The organism is Mucilaginibacter calamicampi (genome assembly GCF_042676765.1).
GTDB classification, from domain to species: Bacteria; Bacteroidota; Bacteroidia; order Sphingobacteriales; family Sphingobacteriaceae; genus Mucilaginibacter; species Mucilaginibacter calamicampi.
The window spans coordinates 218,481-238,919 of the sequence record NZ_JBHTHU010000001.1; the positions used below are offsets into that span (position 1 = coordinate 218,481).

Annotated in this window: 15 protein-coding genes; 12 read left to right on the top strand and 3 right to left on the bottom strand. The window is 42.0% G+C overall.

The features are described from left to right. The first annotated feature begins 212 nt into the window (after positions 1–212). The 4 genes from porK to porN are packed head-to-tail and all read left to right on the top strand — an operon-like array spanning position 213 to position 4,958. Positions 213–1,535, top strand: a complete 1,323-nt coding sequence (porK, locus tag ACFQZS_RS00970; protein WP_377096317.1) for a T9SS ring complex lipoprotein PorK/GldK — start codon at positions 213–215, stop codon at positions 1,533–1,535. Positions 1,536–1,582: 47 nt separating this feature from the next. After that, positions 1,583–2,392, top strand: a complete 810-nt coding sequence (gene porL, locus ACFQZS_RS00975; protein ID WP_377096320.1) for a type IX secretion system motor protein PorL/GldL — start codon at positions 1,583–1,585, stop codon at positions 2,390–2,392. Between the two features lie 36 nt (positions 2,393–2,428). Then, a complete protein-coding gene (porM, locus tag ACFQZS_RS00980) occupies positions 2,429–3,964 on the top strand; it encodes a type IX secretion system motor protein PorM/GldM (RefSeq protein ID WP_377096322.1) in 1,536 nt (511 codons plus the stop codon). Positions 3,965–3,971: 7 nt separating this feature from the next. Further along, positions 3,972–4,958, top strand: coding sequence for a type IX secretion system ring subunit PorN/GldN (gene porN, locus ACFQZS_RS00985; RefSeq protein WP_377096325.1), 987 nt, complete (start codon positions 3,972–3,974; stop codon positions 4,956–4,958). Between the two features lie 330 nt (positions 4,959–5,288). On the opposite strand, the gene kduI is transcribed toward porN, so the two are convergent. After that, positions 5,289–6,119, bottom strand: coding sequence for a 5-dehydro-4-deoxy-D-glucuronate isomerase (kduI, locus tag ACFQZS_RS00990; protein WP_377096328.1), 831 nt, complete (start codon positions 6,117–6,119; stop codon positions 5,289–5,291). Between the two features lie 388 nt (positions 6,120–6,507). On the opposite strand from kduI, the gene ACFQZS_RS00995 reads away from it, so the two are divergent. The 4 genes from ACFQZS_RS00995 to ACFQZS_RS01010 all read left to right on the top strand — a co-directional run bounded on the left by ACFQZS_RS00995 (position 6,508) and on the right by ACFQZS_RS01010 (position 12,295). Then, the gene (locus ACFQZS_RS00995; protein ID WP_377096331.1) at positions 6,508–8,916 is read left to right on the top strand and encodes a TonB-dependent siderophore receptor; all 2,409 of its coding nucleotides are present in this window, start codon (positions 6,508–6,510) and stop codon (positions 8,914–8,916) included. A gap of 53 nt (positions 8,917–8,969) precedes the next feature. Beyond that, positions 8,970–10,211, top strand: a complete 1,242-nt coding sequence (locus ACFQZS_RS01000) for a PepSY-associated TM helix domain-containing protein (protein WP_377096334.1) — start codon at positions 8,970–8,972, stop codon at positions 10,209–10,211. Positions 10,212–10,412: 201 nt separating this feature from the next. Continuing rightward, the gene (locus ACFQZS_RS01005) at positions 10,413–10,973 is read left to right on the top strand and encodes a DUF4870 domain-containing protein (RefSeq protein WP_377096336.1); all 561 of its coding nucleotides are present in this window, start codon (positions 10,413–10,415) and stop codon (positions 10,971–10,973) included. Between the two features lie 8 nt (positions 10,974–10,981). After that, the gene (locus ACFQZS_RS01010) at positions 10,982–12,295 is read left to right on the top strand and encodes an erythromycin esterase family protein (protein WP_377096339.1); all 1,314 of its coding nucleotides are present in this window, start codon (positions 10,982–10,984) and stop codon (positions 12,293–12,295) included. 3 nt (positions 12,296–12,298) lie between these two features. On the opposite strand, the gene ACFQZS_RS01015 is transcribed toward ACFQZS_RS01010, so the two are convergent. Next, positions 12,299–13,159: a hypothetical protein gene (locus ACFQZS_RS01015; protein WP_377096340.1), complete on the bottom strand. Its 861-nt coding sequence runs from the start codon at positions 13,157–13,159 to the stop codon at positions 12,299–12,301. Between the two features lie 150 nt (positions 13,160–13,309). Between ACFQZS_RS01015 and ACFQZS_RS01020 the strand changes: the two genes are divergently transcribed. Beyond that, positions 13,310–15,967, top strand: coding sequence for a valine--tRNA ligase (locus ACFQZS_RS01020; protein ID WP_377096343.1), 2,658 nt, complete (start codon positions 13,310–13,312; stop codon positions 15,965–15,967). Between the two features lie 95 nt (positions 15,968–16,062). Next, positions 16,063–17,904, top strand: coding sequence for an ATP-binding protein (locus ACFQZS_RS01025; protein WP_377096345.1), 1,842 nt, complete (start codon positions 16,063–16,065; stop codon positions 17,902–17,904). Here the strand turns inward: ACFQZS_RS01025 and ACFQZS_RS01030 are convergent. Further along, positions 17,873–18,331 carry a type I restriction enzyme HsdR N-terminal domain-containing protein gene (locus ACFQZS_RS01030; protein WP_377096348.1) on the bottom strand — a complete coding sequence of 153 codons (459 nt, stop codon included), beginning with the start codon at positions 18,329–18,331 and terminating at the stop codon, positions 17,873–17,875. The two genes, ACFQZS_RS01025 and ACFQZS_RS01030, sit on opposite strands and share 32 nt — an antisense overlap. A gap of 107 nt (positions 18,332–18,438) precedes the next feature. Between ACFQZS_RS01030 and holA the strand changes: the two genes are divergently transcribed. Continuing rightward, positions 18,439–19,461 carry a DNA polymerase III subunit delta gene (gene holA, locus ACFQZS_RS01035; protein ID WP_377096350.1) on the top strand — a complete coding sequence of 341 codons (1,023 nt, stop codon included), beginning with the start codon at positions 18,439–18,441 and terminating at the stop codon, positions 19,459–19,461. 109 nt (positions 19,462–19,570) lie between these two features. Next, positions 19,571–20,434 carry an STAS domain-containing protein gene (locus ACFQZS_RS01040; RefSeq protein ID WP_377096353.1) on the top strand — a complete coding sequence of 288 codons (864 nt, stop codon included), beginning with the start codon at positions 19,571–19,573 and terminating at the stop codon, positions 20,432–20,434. The last annotated feature ends 5 nt before the right edge of the window (positions 20,435–20,439 follow it).

The following is a 20,439-nucleotide window of genomic DNA, read 5'->3' on the forward strand; positions in this document are numbered from 1 at the left end:
TCCCGTATAAAGAGGAAGTAATATTGCCTAAATAGTTGGTAATGAGTTTAATCAGTATTTTGTTTTAATGTTTTAAGCAAAAACTTATTTATGTGCTAAAAAGATAAATTATGTTATTTTAGCAACGTTTTTGCGTTTGAGTAAACTTATTTAATATATTAGAGGAGCCAATAGCAATAAAGGTTGCTATTCACAGGTTTTATTTGTTAGAAATGAAGCACATTTATTTTTTGATTGCTGTTTTATCTGCAGGAGTATTAGCCGGTTGCGGCAGTTCGGCAGATCGGGGTGAAGTGGTCGGGGTCCCGGCAAGGGCCTTTAGGGCCGAGGTTCCATATGGCATGGTGTATGTGCCGAGTGGCAGTTTTTTAATGGGTCAAACAGATCAGGATGTTACGTTTGCTCAAATTGCCCAAACAAAGCAGGTTACTATACCTGCCTTTTTTATGGACCAAACCGAAATTACAAATAGTCAATATCGTCAATTTGTTAACTGGGTGAGAGATTCTATTGCCATTGTTAATTATCTTAATGATCCTAAATATTACATTACGCCTAAAGGGGCGACCGCGCCTACAGTAAGCGCCGGAGGCAAACAATACATTAATTGGGAATATGTGCGCCGTAACCCTATTTGGTCTGCTGCACGCAAGGGACAGCAGGATAATCGCCAAAAACTACAGGCAATGTATTACCAGGGCGACGATAGGGTTTTTGATCGCGACGAGATAGATGTAAGGCTGATAAAATATAACTACTCTGTAATGGAACTGCGCGAAGCAGCCAACAATAAATACGATAAGACAAAAAAACGTTCAGACTTTATAATGCGGGACACGGTAGCTATTTACCCTGATACGCTGGTTTGGCTGAGCGATTTCTCTTACGCGGCAAACGAGCCAATGGTAGAAGGTTATTTTTCTCACCCATCTTTCCGTGATTATCCGGTTGTGGGTGTAACCTGGCGCCAGGCAAAGGCATTTACCGTATGGCGTACACGTTATAACGAAGCTTATAAAGACTCCAGGCGTTTGGCCAAAAGGGCACCTTACGATCTGCCAACAGAAGAAGAGTTTGAATATGCCGCGCGTGGTGGCAGGATAGGTACAGATTACCCGTGGGGCGGCCCATATATTAAAAATGCAAAAGGTTGCCTGTTAGCCAACTTTAAACCTGGTCGCGGTAATTACTCTGATGATGGTGGCACGTATACTGTAAAGGTGCGGTCTTATTTTCCTAATGATTTTGGCTTATATAACATGGCAGGTAATGTAGCCGAGTGGACCTCATCAGCCTACGATGCATCGGCCTCAACATTTGTAAACGATCTGGCTCCAACTTTCCACTATGATGCTAAAGCTAAAGACCCTGAGGTTATGAAGCGTAAAGTAGTAAGAGGCGGTTCCTGGAAAGATATAGGTTACTTCCTTCAAAACTCATCTCGTGCCTACGAATATCAGGATACTGCAAAATCTTATATCGGATTCCGTTGTGTAACTAAATTCCAGGGCCGCGACCTTCTGGACAGACGCTAATCGATCAAAAAAACAATTATAAATTATTACTCACTCTTCAGAAATTTATGGCTGGCAAAAAGAAATTTAAAGTTGAAATAGGTAACATTATTTCATGGGGCGCTACTGTAGTTATTATAGGCCTTCTATTCAAAATACAGCACTGGCCTTACAGCGAAATATTTATTACAGTAGGTTTGGGAGCAGAAGCAATATTATTTGCAATACTTGGGTTTCAGCGCCAACCATCAGAAGTTGATTGGGCACGTGTTTATCCTGAACTTGATGAGGAATATGATGGTGTATTGCCCAAAGCATCTGTTAAGACTGTAACCGCCGGAGATAATTTTTCAAACACAGCTGCCTTAGATAAAATGCTTGCTGATGCAAAAATTGGCCCCGAACTAATTGGTAGCCTAAGCGAAGGACTGCGTACTTTTGGCGACAAAGTTAATGCGATATCAAAAGTAACTGACGCAGGCGAAGCTACTATAGCATTTACCGAGAAAGTGAAATCAGCCGGAGCCAGCTATGATAAACTAAGCGTAGCATTTGAAAAAGCATCTGGTAATTTATCAGAACTTGCAGATTCAAGTGTTGATTCAAAAGCTTATCATGAGCAGGTAAATAATTTAGCTAAAAATCTTTCTGCCCTGAACGCGGTATATGAACTGGAATTGCAGGATTCAAGCGCTCATCTAAAATCAATGAATAAATTTTATCAAAATCTTTCATTGACGATGAACAACTTTAATGAGTCATTAGACGATTCAAAACAGTTTAAGGATGAAGTTGGCAGGTTGGCAAAAAATCTGTCATCGCTAAACGCTATTTACGGCAATATGCTTACGGCCATGAATCAACCACGTGTTAATTAAATAATTGACCCTCACTATTTAATTAGATTATAAAACATGGCGGGAGGCAGAGAAACCCCAAGGCAGCGAATGATAGGTATCCTTTATCTGGTACTTTTAGGCTTAATAGCTTTAAGTATACCCGATAATTTGATGGATGCCTTCAAAAATATAAGCGATAGCTTAAGCGCTTCAAAAAAGAATGTTCAAACCGGCATTGATAACACCTACACGGCTTTTGAGAAAACCAAAATGGTTGAACAAGCCGAGCGCGCCAAACCAATTTACGCGAGAGCAAAACAGGCTACTAAACTGGCTGATGAGTTGACGAATTACGTTGAGTCTATTAAAACAGAACTGCAAGACAAAACGGGCGGCTTTGATGAAGCTATAAACGATTATAAAGGCAGAGAGAATACCGACGTACCGGTACACATTTTGGTTGACGGAAAAAAAGCTTACGACCTGCATAAAAAAATTGACGAAACAAGAGAGAAGCTGCTTGCCCTATTGAACGATAAGGAACGCAACGGTATAAATCTGGCACTACGTGCAGACGCTCCTGCCGAAAGAAAAGGCTTTCCAAACAGAGATTGGGAAAACGCCAATTTTGGGCAAGGTATACCAATGGGCGCGGCTATGACCGCTCTGGTTAAAGTTCAGGCTGATACGAAGAATGCCGAGAACGAAGTTGTTAAAAAGATTTTAGGCGAAGTTGACCAGGCAGTAGTAAATCTGGATCAGTTTTCGGCAGTTGCTGTGGCTCCAAGCAGCTATGTGCTGGTTGGGCAGCCTTACACAGCTGAGGTGTTTTTAACGGCGTCTGATTCTAAATCGTCACCTGATATTAGTGTTGGCGGATCAAACCTGCCTACCGAAGCCGGAAGAGGAAAATACTCAGGTAGCACAAGCGCCGAGGGGGTTCATACCTGGATAGGTACCATTAAGGTTAAACAAAACGACGGCAGTATAAAAACATATACAACCCAGCCGCAAACCTATACAGTAGCACGTCCGTCAGCGGTAGTATCGCCTGATAAAATGAACGTATTGTACATAGGTGTACCTAACCCGGTATCGGTATCTGCGCCGGGAATAGCTAAAGATAAGTTAAGACTGAGCATAAGCAGCGGCAACATTAGTGGTGCAAATGGGCAGTATACGGTTAACGTAACTAGTCCGGGAACAGCTACCGTTAGTGTATCCGGCGAGTTGGCTCCGGGAAAAACGTCGGTATTAGGATCAACCTTGTTCCGTGTTAAACGTATCCCACCGCCTAAAGCTCAGTTTGCCGGTAAATCTGGCGGAACAATCAGCTCAGCCAATATAAAGGCGCAAGATTACGTGATAGCTAAATTGGATGGCTTTGATTTTGACGCTAAGTTTAGGGTTACGCGTTTTACCTTGTTGATTCTAAAGCCGAGGCAAGACGTAGTAAGGTTGGTAGCCAATGGCGATGAATTAACGCCGGCAATGCACCAGATAATGAATACTGTTACACCTAACACCACCGTAGTATTTACGGATATAATAGGGGTAGGGCCAGACGGCGTACAAAATGCATTGGATCCGATAGTTATAAATGCAAATTAAAAAGCATATGAGAAAGACGTTATTAATAGGAGGATTGTGTTTAGCTTTTGTAACATCATTTGCTCAAACAAGAAACAGGGCTGCAAAGCCGGCTCCTAAAAAAAACACACCTGCCAGGGTGGCTGCAGGTGCATCGCAACGCGATAATACCATTGCACCACTTGATACTACACCTAAAGTAGCTATTGCGCCTGTAACAGCAGAAGCCCCTAAACCTTTTGACCGCCCGCAGGACGGTTATTATAAAAAGGAAAGCTTTGCGCAGGCCAAGGCAACCCCTTACGCTAATTTAAGGGAAAGTGATGTAGCTTTTGCCAAACGGGTATGGCGCGAAATTGATGTACGCGAAAAAATGAACCAATATCTGGCTTCGCCGAAGGCAAGGCTGATAGACGTTTTAATGGATGCCATAAAAGCGGGCGAACTTACTGCATATTCTCCTATCCCTACCAAGGAAGACCCTAATGGCGATAGTTTTTCTGTGCCATTGACCCCGGAAAAAGCTTATGCAACAATGGCCGATAGCAGTTTGGTGGAAAAAAGAGATAGAGACGGCAATATAACAAGCTCATCAATGGTAGCGGGGCAGTTTAACCCTGATAGTGTAGTTAGGTTCAGAATTAAGGAAGATTGGGTATTTGATAAGCAACGGGGTGTTATGGAACCACGCATTATAGGGCTTGCACCTATGATAAAAGAGAGAACAGGTGGCGTTAACATTAACTTAGATTATCAACCTGCTTTTTGGGTATACTTCCCGGCGGCACGCCATATATTGGTAACCAAGGAGGCCTTTAATCGTAATAACGATGCTACCAGCCTGAGCTTTGATGATATGTTTGTTAAACGCATTTTCAGCAGCGTTATAGTTAAAGTATCAAATGACAGGGATGAGCGTATAAAGGATTACGCCCAGGGTATTGACCGCCTATACGAGTCTGAACGCCTTAAAAAGGAGCTTTTTGATTGGGAGCTTAACTTGTGGCAGTACTAATTTTAGTTGGTTATTGACCGGTTGACCGGTTTAACATATTTGAAAAAGCGACGGTTTAAAACCGTCGCTTTTTTTGTTTAAAGGTGTTGCAGAAATATAGGCAACACTTTGCAACACTTGCAACAGTTGTTTTTTTATGTAATTGATTATAAGTGTTTTATAACTATTACGTGTTTTAACATGCAACACTTTGCAACACACTTATTCGTCAGTAGTTTTAGCTGTAAAATTTAAATAACTATTTATTTATCAGATAGTTATAAATGGTGTTTTTTGCCCGTTTTTTGCAACGCCTTTGCAACAGTGAATAGCCGTCCTTAATCAGGTGACTTATTTCAATTCCGTAATATTTACAACGTCCATATCGCTGTAGTCCTGGTTCTCGCCGGCCATACCCCATATAAAAGCGTAATTGCTTGTGCCGCAGCCAGAATGGATAGACCACGGCGGACTAATAATTGCCTGATGATTATGAACGGTAATGTGTCGTGTTTCCTGCGGTTGCCCCATAAAATGAAATACGGTTTGTCCTTTAGGTACATCAAAATAAAAATACGCTTCCATACGGCGGTCGTGTGTGTGGGCGGGCATGGTGTTCCAAACACTGCCCGTATTTAAAACAGTTAAACCCATCACCAACTGACTGCTTTTTATACCATCAGCAAAAATATATTTGTAAACCGTGCGGTGGTTAGATGTTTCTACAGATCCGATTGTCATGGGGCTGGCATCCTCCGCTTTTAATAAGCTGGTGGGGTAGGCCACATGTGCAGGTGTAGAAAGCATGTAAAAAACCGCCGGTTCATCAGCCAAAACCGATGAAAAATTTACTTCTTTACTTCCGCGGCCCAGGTACAGGCAATCTTTTTTTTCCAGGTTATAAAGAACGCCGTCAACCGTTATTGTGCCCGGTCCTCCCACATTAATAACACCCATTTCGCGGCGCTCTAAAAAATAGTCCGCTTTAAGCATCGCCATGTTTTTGAGGGGTAGCTCTTCGGCTTCCGGCACAGCGCCGCCAATAATTATCCTGTCGTAATGGCTGTAAGTAAAGCACATCTTGCCGGGTTTCATCATTTCCTCAATCAGAAAATGCTCACGTAGGTCGGCAGTATTCATGCCTTTTACTTCGTTACTGCTGTGGTGGTATCGCTGTTGCATGGCTAAATAGGTTAGATGGTTTATTTGGATGGAAGACACTCAAAAATAATCATTTTGTCTCTAACAAATCGCCAGGGTTTAATAATCATAAATATGCGCTATCTAACATTTTTAAAATCTATTGCTAAAGCTTCGCTTGGGTAAGGTTATTAGAGTGACGATTTTGCTAACGAATAAAAGGCGATAAAATGCTGAAAACTAGCGTAATGAAAAAAATACTTTTTACTATTTGGATTTAATCTAAATAAAAACTTACTTTGTCATATGAAACTAATGCTCACCCCAACATAAAATTTCAACCTACAAAAAAGCCGGTGATCCGTCGCCAAACATCACACCGGCCCTCGACAACAGATCAATCCAATCCATTCATCAATTAATCAAAACTATGAAATCTTTATTACTATGCAGTAATACTTTTACATCAACCTATCTACCAAAAAAAATATTTTCGCTTATAACAATTATCTTTTTAGCATTCGCTTTCACTGCAGCTAATGCACAGCAAAATGGTAGTATAAGCGGCGTTGTAAAAACTACAGACGGTGCGCCTGTTGAAATGGCCACTGTATCAATACCCGCCCTTAAATTAAGCACAGCCACCAACGAGAACGGCGAGTTCACTATTAGCCGCGTGCCGGCAGGTACCCACACGGTTGAAGCCAGGTTTTTAAGTTTGGCACCGCAGCAAACACAGGTTACGGTAACAGCCGGTCGCAGAAACGCGGTGAGCCTGGTTTTATCGCAAACCTCTGAGCAATTGCAGGAAGTAAGCATCACATCAGATATAGCTAACAAATTCGCGCGTAAAAAAAGTGAACAGGTGGCACGCATGCCGCTGGAAAACTTAGAGAATCCGCAGGTTTATACCAGCGTAAGTAAAGAGCTGATAGCAGAACAACAAATAGTTGATATTAAAGAGATACTGCGTAACTCGCCGGGCGTTATACCCAATAACAATCCTGCGGGCGGCTCAGGCGGTACAATCAGGGGCTTTAATGCTACCACTACTGTTAGAAACGGTATGGCGGTTCAATCTTACCAAAGCGATCCGATCAATTTAGAGCGTGTTGAGATTATAAAAGGCCCCGCAGCTACCTTATTTGGCTCAAGCATTGTTGGTTTTGGCGGTTTGGTTAACCAAGTAACAAAAAAACCGTTTGAAACCTTTAAAGGCGAGGTAGGGGTATCATTAGGCAGCTATCAGCTTAGCCGTTTTACCGCGGATGTAAACACGCCTTTAAACAAAGAAAAAACCGCTTTGCTGCGTATTAACGCTGCATCGCACAAAGAAAATACTTTTCAAAACTTCGGCCATAAAAACATGACCACTTTTGCGCCAAGCTTTTTATACAAAGTAAGCGACAGGTTGACGTTCTTGTTAGAGGCTGAGTTTAGTAAAACAGATAGGTCTACCGTTGCCTACCACCAAACTTTAGCGCGTTCAACTTATAGAAATTTCAACGATATCCCTATCGATTTCAACGTTTCTTTAACCGGGGCAAATTTGGGTGCTGCGCTTACAGCTGTTAACTATTATGGCGAGGCTAAATATAAAATGTCTGACAACTGGACATCAACCACCAGTTTTTCATTTGGCGAGAATCGCATAGAGCACAGTCACCAGGTATATCTGCAATGGAATGCTACTCCGGTTAACTCGCTTAACCGTTCGGTATTTAGCTATGGTCCCCGTAATTTTTCTTCTATCAACCTTCAGCAAAACTTTAACGGTGATTTTAAGATTGGCAGCTTGCGTAATCGCATGGTGGCCGGGGTTAATTTTTACTCATTCCGCAGCTTTTTGCGCTTTAGCAATGCAGGTACTTATGATGTGTTAACCCCTGTTCGGGGCGTTCCGATTCCGGGTATTAACCTTGAAAAGCTGGACAACCTTAACGCGGCTGCTACCCAAACGCAAAGTGAAGGCAACCAGCGGTCTTACAGCGCATACGTGTCTGACGTGTTGAATGTAACAGATCGTTTAGCTGCAATGGTAAGCTTACGTGTTGACCGTTTTGAAAACGACATACCCAGAAATAATCCTGTACCTGCCACATCAGGCAATTACAATCAAACCGCGTTCTCGCCAAAATTGGGCCTAACGTACCAGGTTGTTAAAGATCAGGTTACCCTTTTTGGTAATTATATGAATGGTTTTCAAAATGTGCAACCCGCAACACAGCCAAATGGTTCGGTAAGCGTATTTAAGCCACGCCAGGCAAATCAGTTAGAAGGTGGTGTTAAAGCTGAGCTTTTCAACAAGATGTTAAGCGCTACCTTGAGCTACTATGATATTAAGATAAATAACGACACCAGAACTGTAGATGGTTTTGCTGTTCAGGATGGAAACTCAAGAAGCAAAGGGTTAGAAGCAGAGATTATTGCCAACCCGCTGCCGGGCCTGAACATTATTGCCGGTTATGCTACAAACGAGTATAAAATAACAAAGGCTACTTTTAATGCCAACCCGGTACTGTTTCTGGAAGGTAAATACCAGTTACAGGTACCTACCAAATACGGTAACCTTTGGGCAAGCTACAAATTTCCAGATGGAGCATTAAAAGGCTTTGGTTTAGGTTTTGGCGGCAACTATGTATCACAAAATTTCTTTGATGCTGAAAACCTGATTGTTATACCTGCTTACACTGTTGTAAATGGTTCACTGTTTTATGATCAGCCTAAATGGCGCTTTGGTTTAAAAGGCAATAACCTAAGCAATCAGCGTTATTGGACAAACTACGGTATCCCCGAAACAACCCGCCAGGTAATAGGCACTTTAACATTCAAATTCTAAATCAATAATATGGCTCATCTCTGCCAATGGGATGAGCCTTTAAAATAAATAGCATGCTTTCAACCGAACCAAGATCGTCAGCTAAGAAAAAATCTACCTTCCGCCGGGTATCAGAATGGCTGCACCTTTGGCTGGGCCTGTTTTCGGGCATCATAGTTTTTGTGGTTTGCTTAACCGGTGGTATATGGGCAACCCGTTATGAGGTGTGGTATTTTACCGAACCCTACCAGCGGGTAGAGGTACAGCACAAGGAATACCTGAAACCCTCGGAGCTTGTTGCGCTTTCGCGCAAATATCTGAAGGCAAAACATGAAAACGCTGATACTTTAGAAAGTGTTGTTATAGGTAAGCCTGGAAAATCTGCTATTTGCACATTCGATTTAGGCGGCGGGCGTGATGCAGCTATTTACCTGAACCCTTATACCGGTTATGTTGTTTACGATAAGCGCGAAAGGTCTGCCGCCGATGATTTTTTCATTTTTGTGCGGGCTGGGCACCGCTTTTTTTGGCTGCCGCAAAAAATAGGAAGCCCTGTAGTTGGGTCTGCATGTATCATTTTTATAATTACACTTATTACGGGTATAATTTGGTGGTTCCCGGTAAAATGGAATAGGAAAGCGCGTGAAAAAGCTTTTAAAGTAAAATGGAGTGCCAACTGGAAACGGCTTAACATTGATTTGCATAACGTTTTTGGATTTTATGCTATGTTATTTGTTTTGGCAATGACGGTAACCGGCGTGGTGTTTACATTTGAATGGTTTGAAAAAGGAATTTATACCAGCCTAACCTGGAAGAAGATGGAGGAACCAAAACAACCTCAACCTTTTTCGGATACTACTTTGGTGGGCAGTATACAGCACGTAAATGATGAAGACTTTATATGGAACCACGCCATTGCCAGGCATCCTGATTTTGCAAAAGTAACTATACTTTTCCCGGCCAATACAAAGGCAGCCTATCAGTCATTTGTTCAGTTTGGCGATGGTACACTTAATTATAACCGGGCAATTTATTATTTTGACAGGTACACGTTAAAGCCGCTTGCACCTACCAATCCCTCGGCTTTGCCTTATGCGGAAGCCTCTCTTGGCGAAAAGGTGTTCCGCATGAATTTTGATATCCACACCGGCCAGATATTGGGCCTGCCTACCAAAATACTGGCCGAATTTGCCTGCCTTATTGGCGCCAGTTTACCCGTAACCGGTTTTATAATATGGTATAATCGTAAATGGGGTAAAAAGAAAACCAGGCGTAAAAAGAGAGCAAAAGGCGATGCCGCCCCTCAATTGGTTTGATATAAAATTACCTGCATCTATAAAAATTAAACGCCCCGCACTAGAGAACTGCGGGGCGTTTTAGGTTGTATGCACTTTAAAACAATGACACTAATTAAATAATTGTTTGCAACACGTAATGCAACGCTGTGTCGTGCAAATGTCGTGCATTTGTAACTGGATTGGCAACGGATATATGATGTTATTTGTGCACTTTACAGTATGAAAACAGGAGAGTTTATTAGAGAACTGCGGTTAAAAAAAGGAATGACGCAGGAAGACTTAGCCGCCAAAACGGATGTAAGCGCCCGCACCATTCAACGTATAGAAAATTCTGAAGTTGATGCACGGGCCTATACTTTACAGAGTATAGCCGCAGCACTGGAAGTTGATTTTGAAACGCTGAATAGCGTAGGTAATACCTGCGCCCCCCAACCCCAAATTAACAAGGGGCGTATTTGGCTGCCGTTATTGCATTTAAGTGGTTTAGGTAATCTGTTGGTACCGCCATTGCTTATTTGGGTAGTAAAGAGGAACAGTGTAGATAAAATGCGGGAGCATGGCACCGCTGTTCTCAATTTCCAACTAAGCATTTTGCTTTATGAGATGTTGGCGGTAACTCCAGCAATTTTTATTCCCTCGGTAATTTTTATAAAAGTAACGCTGCTACTTATCATTCTCAACCTATTTAGTGCAGCTGTAATATTGATTAATACGTTAAAGGTTATTAACGGGCAGCATTATAAATATCCGCTAAGTATTAACATTCTTAAATCAACTTAAATACTAAAATGAAGCCAGGCCTGTATTTCATTACCCTATTAGTTGCAATAATATTTGCAACACATTCATCGGCACACGCGCAAGCAAATAATAATTATTTAACTGATTCGGCTTTTGTAAAATGGGCTACGCTTAACGCGGTAAAATTGGATAAAGCCAATCTGTCACAAATAAACAATACAGTTGGCGATGCCCGCATTGTAGCTTTAGGAGAACCGGCGCACGGCTTGCACGAAATGCTTGCTTTACGTAACGCAATTTTTAAATATCTGGTTGAAAAGAAAGGTTTTACCACCATAGTATTGGAGGCTAATTTTGCCAAATGCAGGGTTGTGAGCGATTATATTGCCGGCGGAACAGGCAATATTGCACAAATTGCCGGGGCTTTAACCATAGCAAAGCCCACCATTGATGATATTGCATTGATCAATTGGATACGGCAATATAACCAGCAGCCTGCACATAAAAATAAGCTAAAGTTTTACGGCATGGATGTGCAAATGGTAGGATTTCCGGGCGACACCACCCCATCGCACCCGGCAATTGACGCGGTGTTGGCGTATCTGAAAAAAGTTGATCCTGCTGAGGCAAGGCGTTTTGAAAAAATGCTGGCTCCGTTTCTGCCGCGCATGTCAGTAGCAAATTATCCGAAGTTGCCTAAGGTTGAGGGAGACCGGTTGAGCAGAATTTTAGATGAGCTGATAGGTACAATTAAAAATCACCAGGCAAATTATATAAAAGCGGGTACGGCACAAGGCTATCAATTGGCTTTACAAACTGCTGTAGTAGCCCGTCAAACAGATCAGGTTGTTAGCGTATCACCGCCTGAGACCTCTGCAAAAATACCTCCCGATGCATGGCGTGCTATAACTGCAAGGGATTCGTCAATGGCCGAGAATGTTCGTTGGATAGCCGCCAGGGAAAAGAAGGTATTTGTTTATTCACACAATGGCCATGTTAAAAATGCACCCACAACCGGCGGCGATTGGGATGTGTTAAGCAAGGCCCCCAAGGTAACCGGTCAGTTCCTCAGAGATTTTTACGGCAATAAATTAGTCATCTTCGGCATCAGTTTGCCTTCTACGTATGGCATAACCCAGCCCAACAGCCTTGAAAGTGCACTGACAAAGGTAGGCCGCGCCAACTTCTTGCTTAACTTAAAATCTGCTGCAACTAACCCAGGGGCCGCACAATGGTTGTCAGAGTTACGCCCCATGCAGGCTAACCTGGTAAGTTTTATTAATCTGCGCCTCAATATAGCTTTCGACGCTATAATTTATATGGAAAAGGCAACACCGGTCGAGCGGGTTACTGTGAATTAGCGGTCATTTCTCCACCAACGTATATTCGCCCCATAATTCAGTTTTATGGTCCTGGTAATCCATATCAGCATCACGCATGGGTAAACCGGCCCTTGTAGGGGGAGGGCCTGATTTAACCTCCATAGACGGCATTGAGGCTAATCTTTCTGACATTATACTCTCCCGTGGCTTGGTTGGGTCAAATGGCGGTATATCAAGTTTAATACTATAGCTAAAGTTTTTGTTGTTTATAAAATCCAAACCTAAATATTTTAAGGGTACAGCAATTTCAAAAATGGGCTGCACGCCTTGCAGCTTACCTGCAGCCACTATGTCTTTATCATTATAAATAGGTAACGTACTTTCTGATATTCCCTTTAAGCCCGATACGCCTATTTGTTTAAGTACTGTTGTTAACCGTTTTCCGGCTATGGTTCGTATAGAGTCAATCTCGCGGTGGTGTGCTGTGGTATCGCCTTTAAACTGTCTTAAGCTAAGCATGGGCATAACCACACTCATCATATCACTATTGTTAAGCGAAACCGGAAAGGTGACAATTGCGTTGTCGGCCGCTTTTGCACGCGCCTTTTTATCTAATGTATGGCTGATAGTGAAAGCGATGCCTCCGTTAAGCACCTTGGTAGTTACAGGTGCGCCTTCGCCACGGATAGCCAAATAAAGGTTTACATCGTCATTAGCTACTAAATAATAAATGCGGTTAGTTTCATTATAGGCCCAGGGCATGTTAGTCCATTCCGTTAACCTGCCATCTGCCTTTGCATTTTGCGGAGCGCGGGCGTTTGCCTGCTGTATCAGGGGGAGCTTTTGAGCATTGGCTACTGCAAAAAGGCATATTTGAAATACTATTCCGATTAAGGTGCTCAATTTCTTCACAGATCTAAGTTAATAGGAATAAATGAAAACTATAATTTTAGTTTAATGATGTGCGTATAAGGTTATCATACATAGGTGGGTTAAGTAATAGCATAAATTCAATCCCCAATTTTGCCCCAAAAACCGTATTTTTGCGGTAATATGAGTATTGCTAAAACCTATTCGCCAAAACAAGCCGAAGAAAAATGGTACAGTTACTGGCTGCAACATAAATTTTTTAAGTCCGTGCCTGATGGGCGCGAACCCTACACCATTGTAATGCCTCCGCCCAACGTTACGGGGGTGCTGCACATGGGCCACATGCTAAACAATACCATACAGGATGTTTTAATACGCCGCGCGCGCATGAAAGGCAAAAACGCCTGCTGGGTGCCGGGTACAGACCATGCCAGTATTGCTACCGAGGCTAAGGTTGTTGCTATGTTGAAGGAAAAAGGCATCAGCAAAAAAGACCTTACCCGCGATGAGTTTTTAGCATACGCCTGGGAGTGGAAAGAAAAATACGGCGGTATTATACTGGAGCAATTAAAAAAATTAGGCGCATCATGCGATTGGGACCGCACCCGTTTTACTATGGACCCGGACCTGAGCGACGCGGTGTTAGATACCTTTATACATCTGTACAAAAAGGGCCTTATTTACCGCGGCATCCGCATGGTAAACTGGGACCCACAGGGTAAAACCGCTGTAAGTGATGAGGAGGTTATACGTAAGGAAGTTAATCAGAAGCTTTATTATATTAAGTATCAGGTAGCCGGTACTAAGTCTCAGGATGATAAGCAAAAGTCGGGCGACCTAACTATCGCTACCACCCGCCCTGAAACCATTATGGCTGATGCTGCTATTTGCATTAATCCTAATGATGAGCGTTATAAGCATCTGCACGGGCAATCGGTACTTATTCCATTGATCAACCGCGAGATCCCTGTTATATTGGATGATTATGTAGAAATGGATTTTGGTACAGGTTGCTTAAAAGTTACCCCCGCGCATGATCTGAACGACTATGAATTGGGCCAAAAGCACAAGCTGCCTGTTATTGATATTTTAAATGATGACGGTACGCTGAATGATAAAGCACAAATACTGGTAGGCGAGGACCGCTTTGCCGCGCGTAAAAAAATTGCGGTTATGCTGGAAGAAGCCGGCGCGTTAGAGAAGGTGGAAGAATACAAATCACAGGTGGGTTTTTCTGAACGTACCAACGCGGTTATTGAGCCAAAGCTATCTATGCAATGGTTTTGCAAAATGGGCGAAATGGCTAAACCTGCGCTTGATTACGTATTAAACGGCGAAGTTAAGCTGATACCCGAAAAATTTGGTAACACCTACCGCCACTGGATGGAGAACGTACAGGATTGGTGCATCAGCCGCCAGTTATGGTGGGGGCAGCAAATTCCGGCGTGGTACTTACCTAACGGAGAATATGTAATTGCGAAGACAGCCGAAGAGGCATTAGAGGAAGCAAAAAAACTCACAACTCACAACTCACAACTCACAACTGATGATCTGGTACAAGAGGAAGACGTAGTAGATACCTGGTTCTCATCGTGGTTATGGCCCATCTCGGTGTTTGATGGCTTTAAAGATCCGGAGAATGCGGATATTAAATATTACTACCCCACTAATGACCTGGTTACGGCGCCAGAGATATTGTTCTTCTGGGTTGCGCGTATGATAATGGCCGGACATGAGTTTAGGGGCGATCTGCCATTCAGGAACGTTTACCTTACCGGTATTGTGCGTGATAAGCAGGGGAGGAAGATGTCAAAATCATTAGGCAACTCGCCTGATCCTTTGGACCTGATAGATCTGTACGGCGCTGATGGTGTTCGGGTAGGCATGCTTTTAGGCTCACCTGCAGGTAATGACATCATGTTTGATGAGAAGGATTGTTTACAAGGCCGTAACTTCTTTAATAAGGTTTGGAACGCTTTCCTACTTATAAAAGGCTGGCAGGTTGATGATGCCTTGGAAAACCCCAACGCGGTAGCTATCAACTGGTTCGAAAGCCGGTTTAATCAGGGACTGCAGGAAATTGAGGATGATTTTGAACAATACCGTTTATCAGAAGCGCTAATGGCCACTTATAAGCTGGTTTGGGACGATTTCTGCGCTTGGTATCTGGAAATGATAAAGCCTGCCTATCTGCAGCCTATTGACAGGGAAACTTACAATAAAACAGTTAGCTTTTTTGAGAATATACTCAAGTTATTGCATCCGTTTATGCCTTTTATAACCGAAGAATTATGGCACGATGACCTGTTTATTGAACGCGCCGACGATGATTGTTGCATCGTTGCTCAATTACCAACAATTGGGGAAATTAATTCCCGGCTTTTGGCTGATGTTGAACTTGTAAAACAAATAATAGCGCAAATCAGAAATATTCGTCAAAATAAACAAATATCGCCTAAAGAAACTTTGCAGCTTTTGGTAAAGCCAAACTCCGGTGTTGATTATAGCGTGTATAAAGCGCTGATTGTTAAGCTGAGTAATTTAAGCGAATTGTCGTTCGTAAATGATAAAGTGAGTGATGCAGTGGGCTTTTTAGTATCAACAGACGAGTTTTTTATCCCCATGCAACAAACTATTGATGTTGAAGCAGAGCGTGATCGCCTGGAAAAAGAGAAAAGTTACCTGGAGGGTTTCCTTAAATCTGTTAACGCGAAATTAGGTAACGAACGCTTTATGAATAACGCTAAACCTGACGTAGTTGAGAACGAACTAAAGAAAAAAGCCGATGCAGAAGCTAAGTTAAAAATAGCTGAAGAGAACCTGCGCGGATTGGCAGGCTAATTGCTTTTGGTTAGCCGCTATACTTTCTATTATTAATAAGTATAAATTTATTAATTTTAGAAACAAAAATTATAGCGCAAGCTAAGCTGTTGAAAATGAGCAATACCGCCAGTTTTTTTAACTTTTCTATAAATCGCATATTGTCTGGCAAGCAGTCTACCCTTGATACTGCCCGCATTAAGCTATTATATTACGGTTTGGCGCTGTCATTCTTTACCTCGTTAACCTTGTTTTTCGAGGTGCTTAACAACCGGTATTTCCTTATAGGTATTATTACGGGGACTTTAACAGTGCTGTCTGCGCTTTTATTTAAATATCTAACTTACCGGCCCCATTATCGTACTATTTCGCATATCGCCCTAATTGTAGGCACATTTGCCTATTTAGTAAATATTTACGTAGCCAAGCAAGGTGTTGATGCTGTAAGCGTAAGCGTTATAGTGCTTATTATGTTGTTTAGCTTTAATATGCTTGGCCAAAAAATGGGCTATGTTTATTCGGCTTTAAATATTGTACCAACCTTGCTGTTACTGTTATTACAAAATGGTAATAGTTTTTTGATAACGCTTAAACCCGAAAAAGTTGATGAGTCAACTTTTATAATAAGTCTGTCCGCTTGTTTGGTGCTTATATTATTTGTTTACAGCCACTTTTATAATTCGTTCATAAAGGCGTTATCGCAACTTTCTGCAACTACAGAGCTGCAAACATCGTTAACTACCCAATTTGAAAATGCTATAGAAAAGGCACATAAATCATCAGAGGCTAAGTCGGAGTTTCTTTCAACTATGTCGCACGAGATACGTACACCGCTTAACGCTGTTATCGGTATGACGGATCTGTTAATGATGGGTGGCCCGCGGCCCGATCAGAAAGAAAACCTTGAGGTACTTAAATTTTCTGCAGGTAATCTGCTTTCTATTGTTAATGATGTACTTGACTTTAACAAGATCGAATCGGGCAAACTGATATTTGAAAAAACACGTCTGAATCTTCACGATCTGATGCATAGCATCTGTGGCGGCCCGTCAATAACAGCGCGGCAAAAAGGCCTCGGTTTTACGCTCGAGGTTGAAAATGCACTGCAAAGGAAAGCGTTGTTTGGCGACCCTACCCGCATTACACAGATAGTTTTTAACCTGGTAAGTAACGCCATTAAATTTACTACAAAGGGCGATATTTTAGTTAAAGTATCCTGCATTGAAGACAGGCATGACAGGTTAACCGTTAATTTTAGGGTAAAAGATACCGGGATTGGTATACCCAGCGAACGATTGGACCTTATTTTCGAACCATTCGTTCAAGAGTCTGTAAGTACCACAAGGCAATATGGCGGTACAGGTTTAGGCCTGGCCATTGTAAGGCGTCTGCTTGAATTACAGGGCTTAAAGATCAATGTAAATAGTACGGTAAACAAGGGCTCTGAGTTCTCTTTTAATATGGAGTTCCCGGTTGCTACCGAAAAGCAGATCGTTATCAACAAAAAAACACCGCTTACTATACAAACAGAAGCAGAGGCTTTTGGTTCTATCCGGCTATTAATTGCCGAGGATAACCCGGTTAACGTAATGCTAATGAAAAAGCTATTATCTAAATGGAACATTACACCATTTATTGCAGAGAATGGTGAGCGTGCCGTTGAGTTTGTGCAGTATGGTAACTTTGATATTATTTTAATGGACCTGCAAATGCCGGTAATGAACGGCTTTGATGCAGCTATTGAAATACGTAAAATGGCCGACCCTAAAAAAGCCAATATTCCTATTATAGCTTTAACAGCTTCGGCTTTGTTTGATATAAAAGAGCGTGTATACAACTCAGGTATGAACGCTTACGTTTCCAAGCCGTTTAAACCTGATGACCTTTACGAGAAGATATTAAACCTGGTACCACAGATGCCCGAGGCTAAATACCCGCATATACCGGCAGTTGTGTAATAAACCGGTAACTCTCATCCTCAAAATTAATAACGCAAAAATAATGTTGTAGTCCGTTGGTAACTGCCAGCAACTCAATTTTATGCACCATATTATAACGGGCTATCTGGTCAAATACCTTTTGGTTAATGGCTACTCCGGGGGCCTTGCATTCTACCATTAAAATTTTACGCCCTTCTTTATTAAACACTATAATGTCAGATCGTTTTGCCATGCCGTGCAGCTTATGGCCACCTTCCAGCTTAATTAACGTTTTTGGATATTTTTTTTCTTTAATAAGGTATTGAACAAAGTGCTGGCGCACCCATTCCTCGGGTGTTATAACAATGGTTTTCTTTCTTATCTCATCAAACAGCGTTAATTGTCCGTTAACCTCGGTTATTTTAAAAGGGTGAGGCGGAAGATTAAGCGGCTGTAGCTGGTTCATTTATTAATTCAAAATTCAAAAGTAAAAATTCAAAAGCTAATATCATTTTAAATTTACTTGGGCTAAAAGCGGCTTTTTGACTTTTAACTTTTTACTTTTGATTTTAGATGACTGCTGTAGATATCCTCAAAGACCTAAAAAACCGAAAGTACAAACCTGTATATCTATTGCACGGCGACGAGCCTTATTTTATTGACCAGGTAAGCAATTTTGTTGAGCATCAACTACTGCCAGAAGCTGAGCGGGGCTTTAACCAAACTGTGTTGTATGGTAAGGATACTGATGTGATGACGGTGCTTAACGCCGCCAAACGCTACCCCATGATGGCCGACTACCAGGTGGTTTTGATAAAAGAGGCGCAGGATATGAAGTGGGGTAATGACGGCGACGATAAAAAAGGCATTAATCCGTTTTTCAGTTATCTGGAAAATCCGCTGCCAAGCACTATTCTGGTTTTCTGCTACAAATACGGAAAATTTGATAAGCGTAAGAAAACCTACAAGGCCATTGAAAAGAACGGACTCGTTTTTGAATCGGCAGCGCTGTATGATAATAAAATACCTGCCTGGGTAGAAGATTACTTGAAAGATGCAGGTTACCGCATAGGGCAGCAAGCGGCGTTGATGGTAGCTGAATATTTAGGCAACGACCTATCGAAAATTGCCAATGAACTGGATAAGCTGATGTTGAATGTGGCTAAAGGGCAAGAAATCACGCTGAAACATATTCAGGATAATATAGGCATTAGCAAAGAATATAATGTATTTGAACTGCAAACGGCGCTGGCAAAGAAAGATATTTTTAAAGCCAACCAGATAGTTAACTATTTTGCTGCAAATCCAAAAAACAATCCAATTGTATTGGTGTTAGGTAATCTTAATAATTATTTTACCAAGGTATTAATGTACCATTACGTACGCGATAAATCGCCGCAGAACGTAGCCAAAGAAATAGGAGTGAACCCGTTTTTTGTAAAAGATTACGAGCAGGCGGCCCGGAGCTTTAACTATGCAAAATCTATACAGATAATTGGTTATCTGCGAGATTATGATTTGAAAAGCAAAGGCGTTGATTCATTAGCAGGTCATGGCGAACTGTTAAAGGAGTTAATGTTTAAAATTCTGCACTGATCTTGCGTAAAATCCAGTAACGGCAGAATCATTCTGTATTGCGTGCTATTGGTTTATTTATAAAATAAAATTTGTACTATTACTTAAATTTCCACTCACAAACCTTAAAATGCCTACAGACATTTCAAAGATCCTCAGGAAGCAGCAGGCTGCCATCCTTGAGCGCTGGATGACCAACCAGCTTGCCGACGCGGGCTTACGCGATGACCTTATGAGCAACGAAGACCTTCGCATAGAGTCTGAGGAACTTGTAGCCGGTTTGGTCAACAGTTTAAACAATAATAATATAGACAATGCTGAGTCTGGCGATTTTGACCATGTACTGGAAATATTGGGCGGAATTTCAATTTCGAGGGCAAGGCAGGGTTATAGTCCTAAAGAAACCGGCCTGTTTATTTTAAGCCTTAAGGAGGCCATACTTGAGTTATTGCAAGATGAAATTAAGGATATCAAAGAGCTTTATCCATTAACAGTAAAGGTAAACCGCTTGATAGACCAATTTTCAATTGTAACTTTTGAAACCTTTATAAAGGGTCGCGAAGAGGTGATTTTGCGCCAAACGGACGAAATAACCGAAATATCAACGCCTGTTATCCGTGTGTGGGACGGTATTTTAGCGCTGCCTATTATTGGTACGTTAGATAGCGCACGTACGCAGGTAGTTATGGAAAGCCTGCTTACCGAAATAGTTGAAACAGGCAGCAGTGTTGCCATTCTTGATATTTCGGGTGTACCTACTGTCGACTCGCTGGTTGCTCAGCACCTGCTTAAAACAGTTAGCGCTACGCGCCTTATGGGTGCTGATTGTATCATCAGCGGCATCAGGCCGGAAATTGCGCAAACAATTGTGCATTTGGGTATTGATCTGTCAGACATTATTACCAAGGCCAGTTTAGCCAGCGCATTGCAATACGCGTTCAGATCAATGAGGTTAGAGGTAAGAAAGGCAGGTACATCTGCCGTTAAATATTAATACGC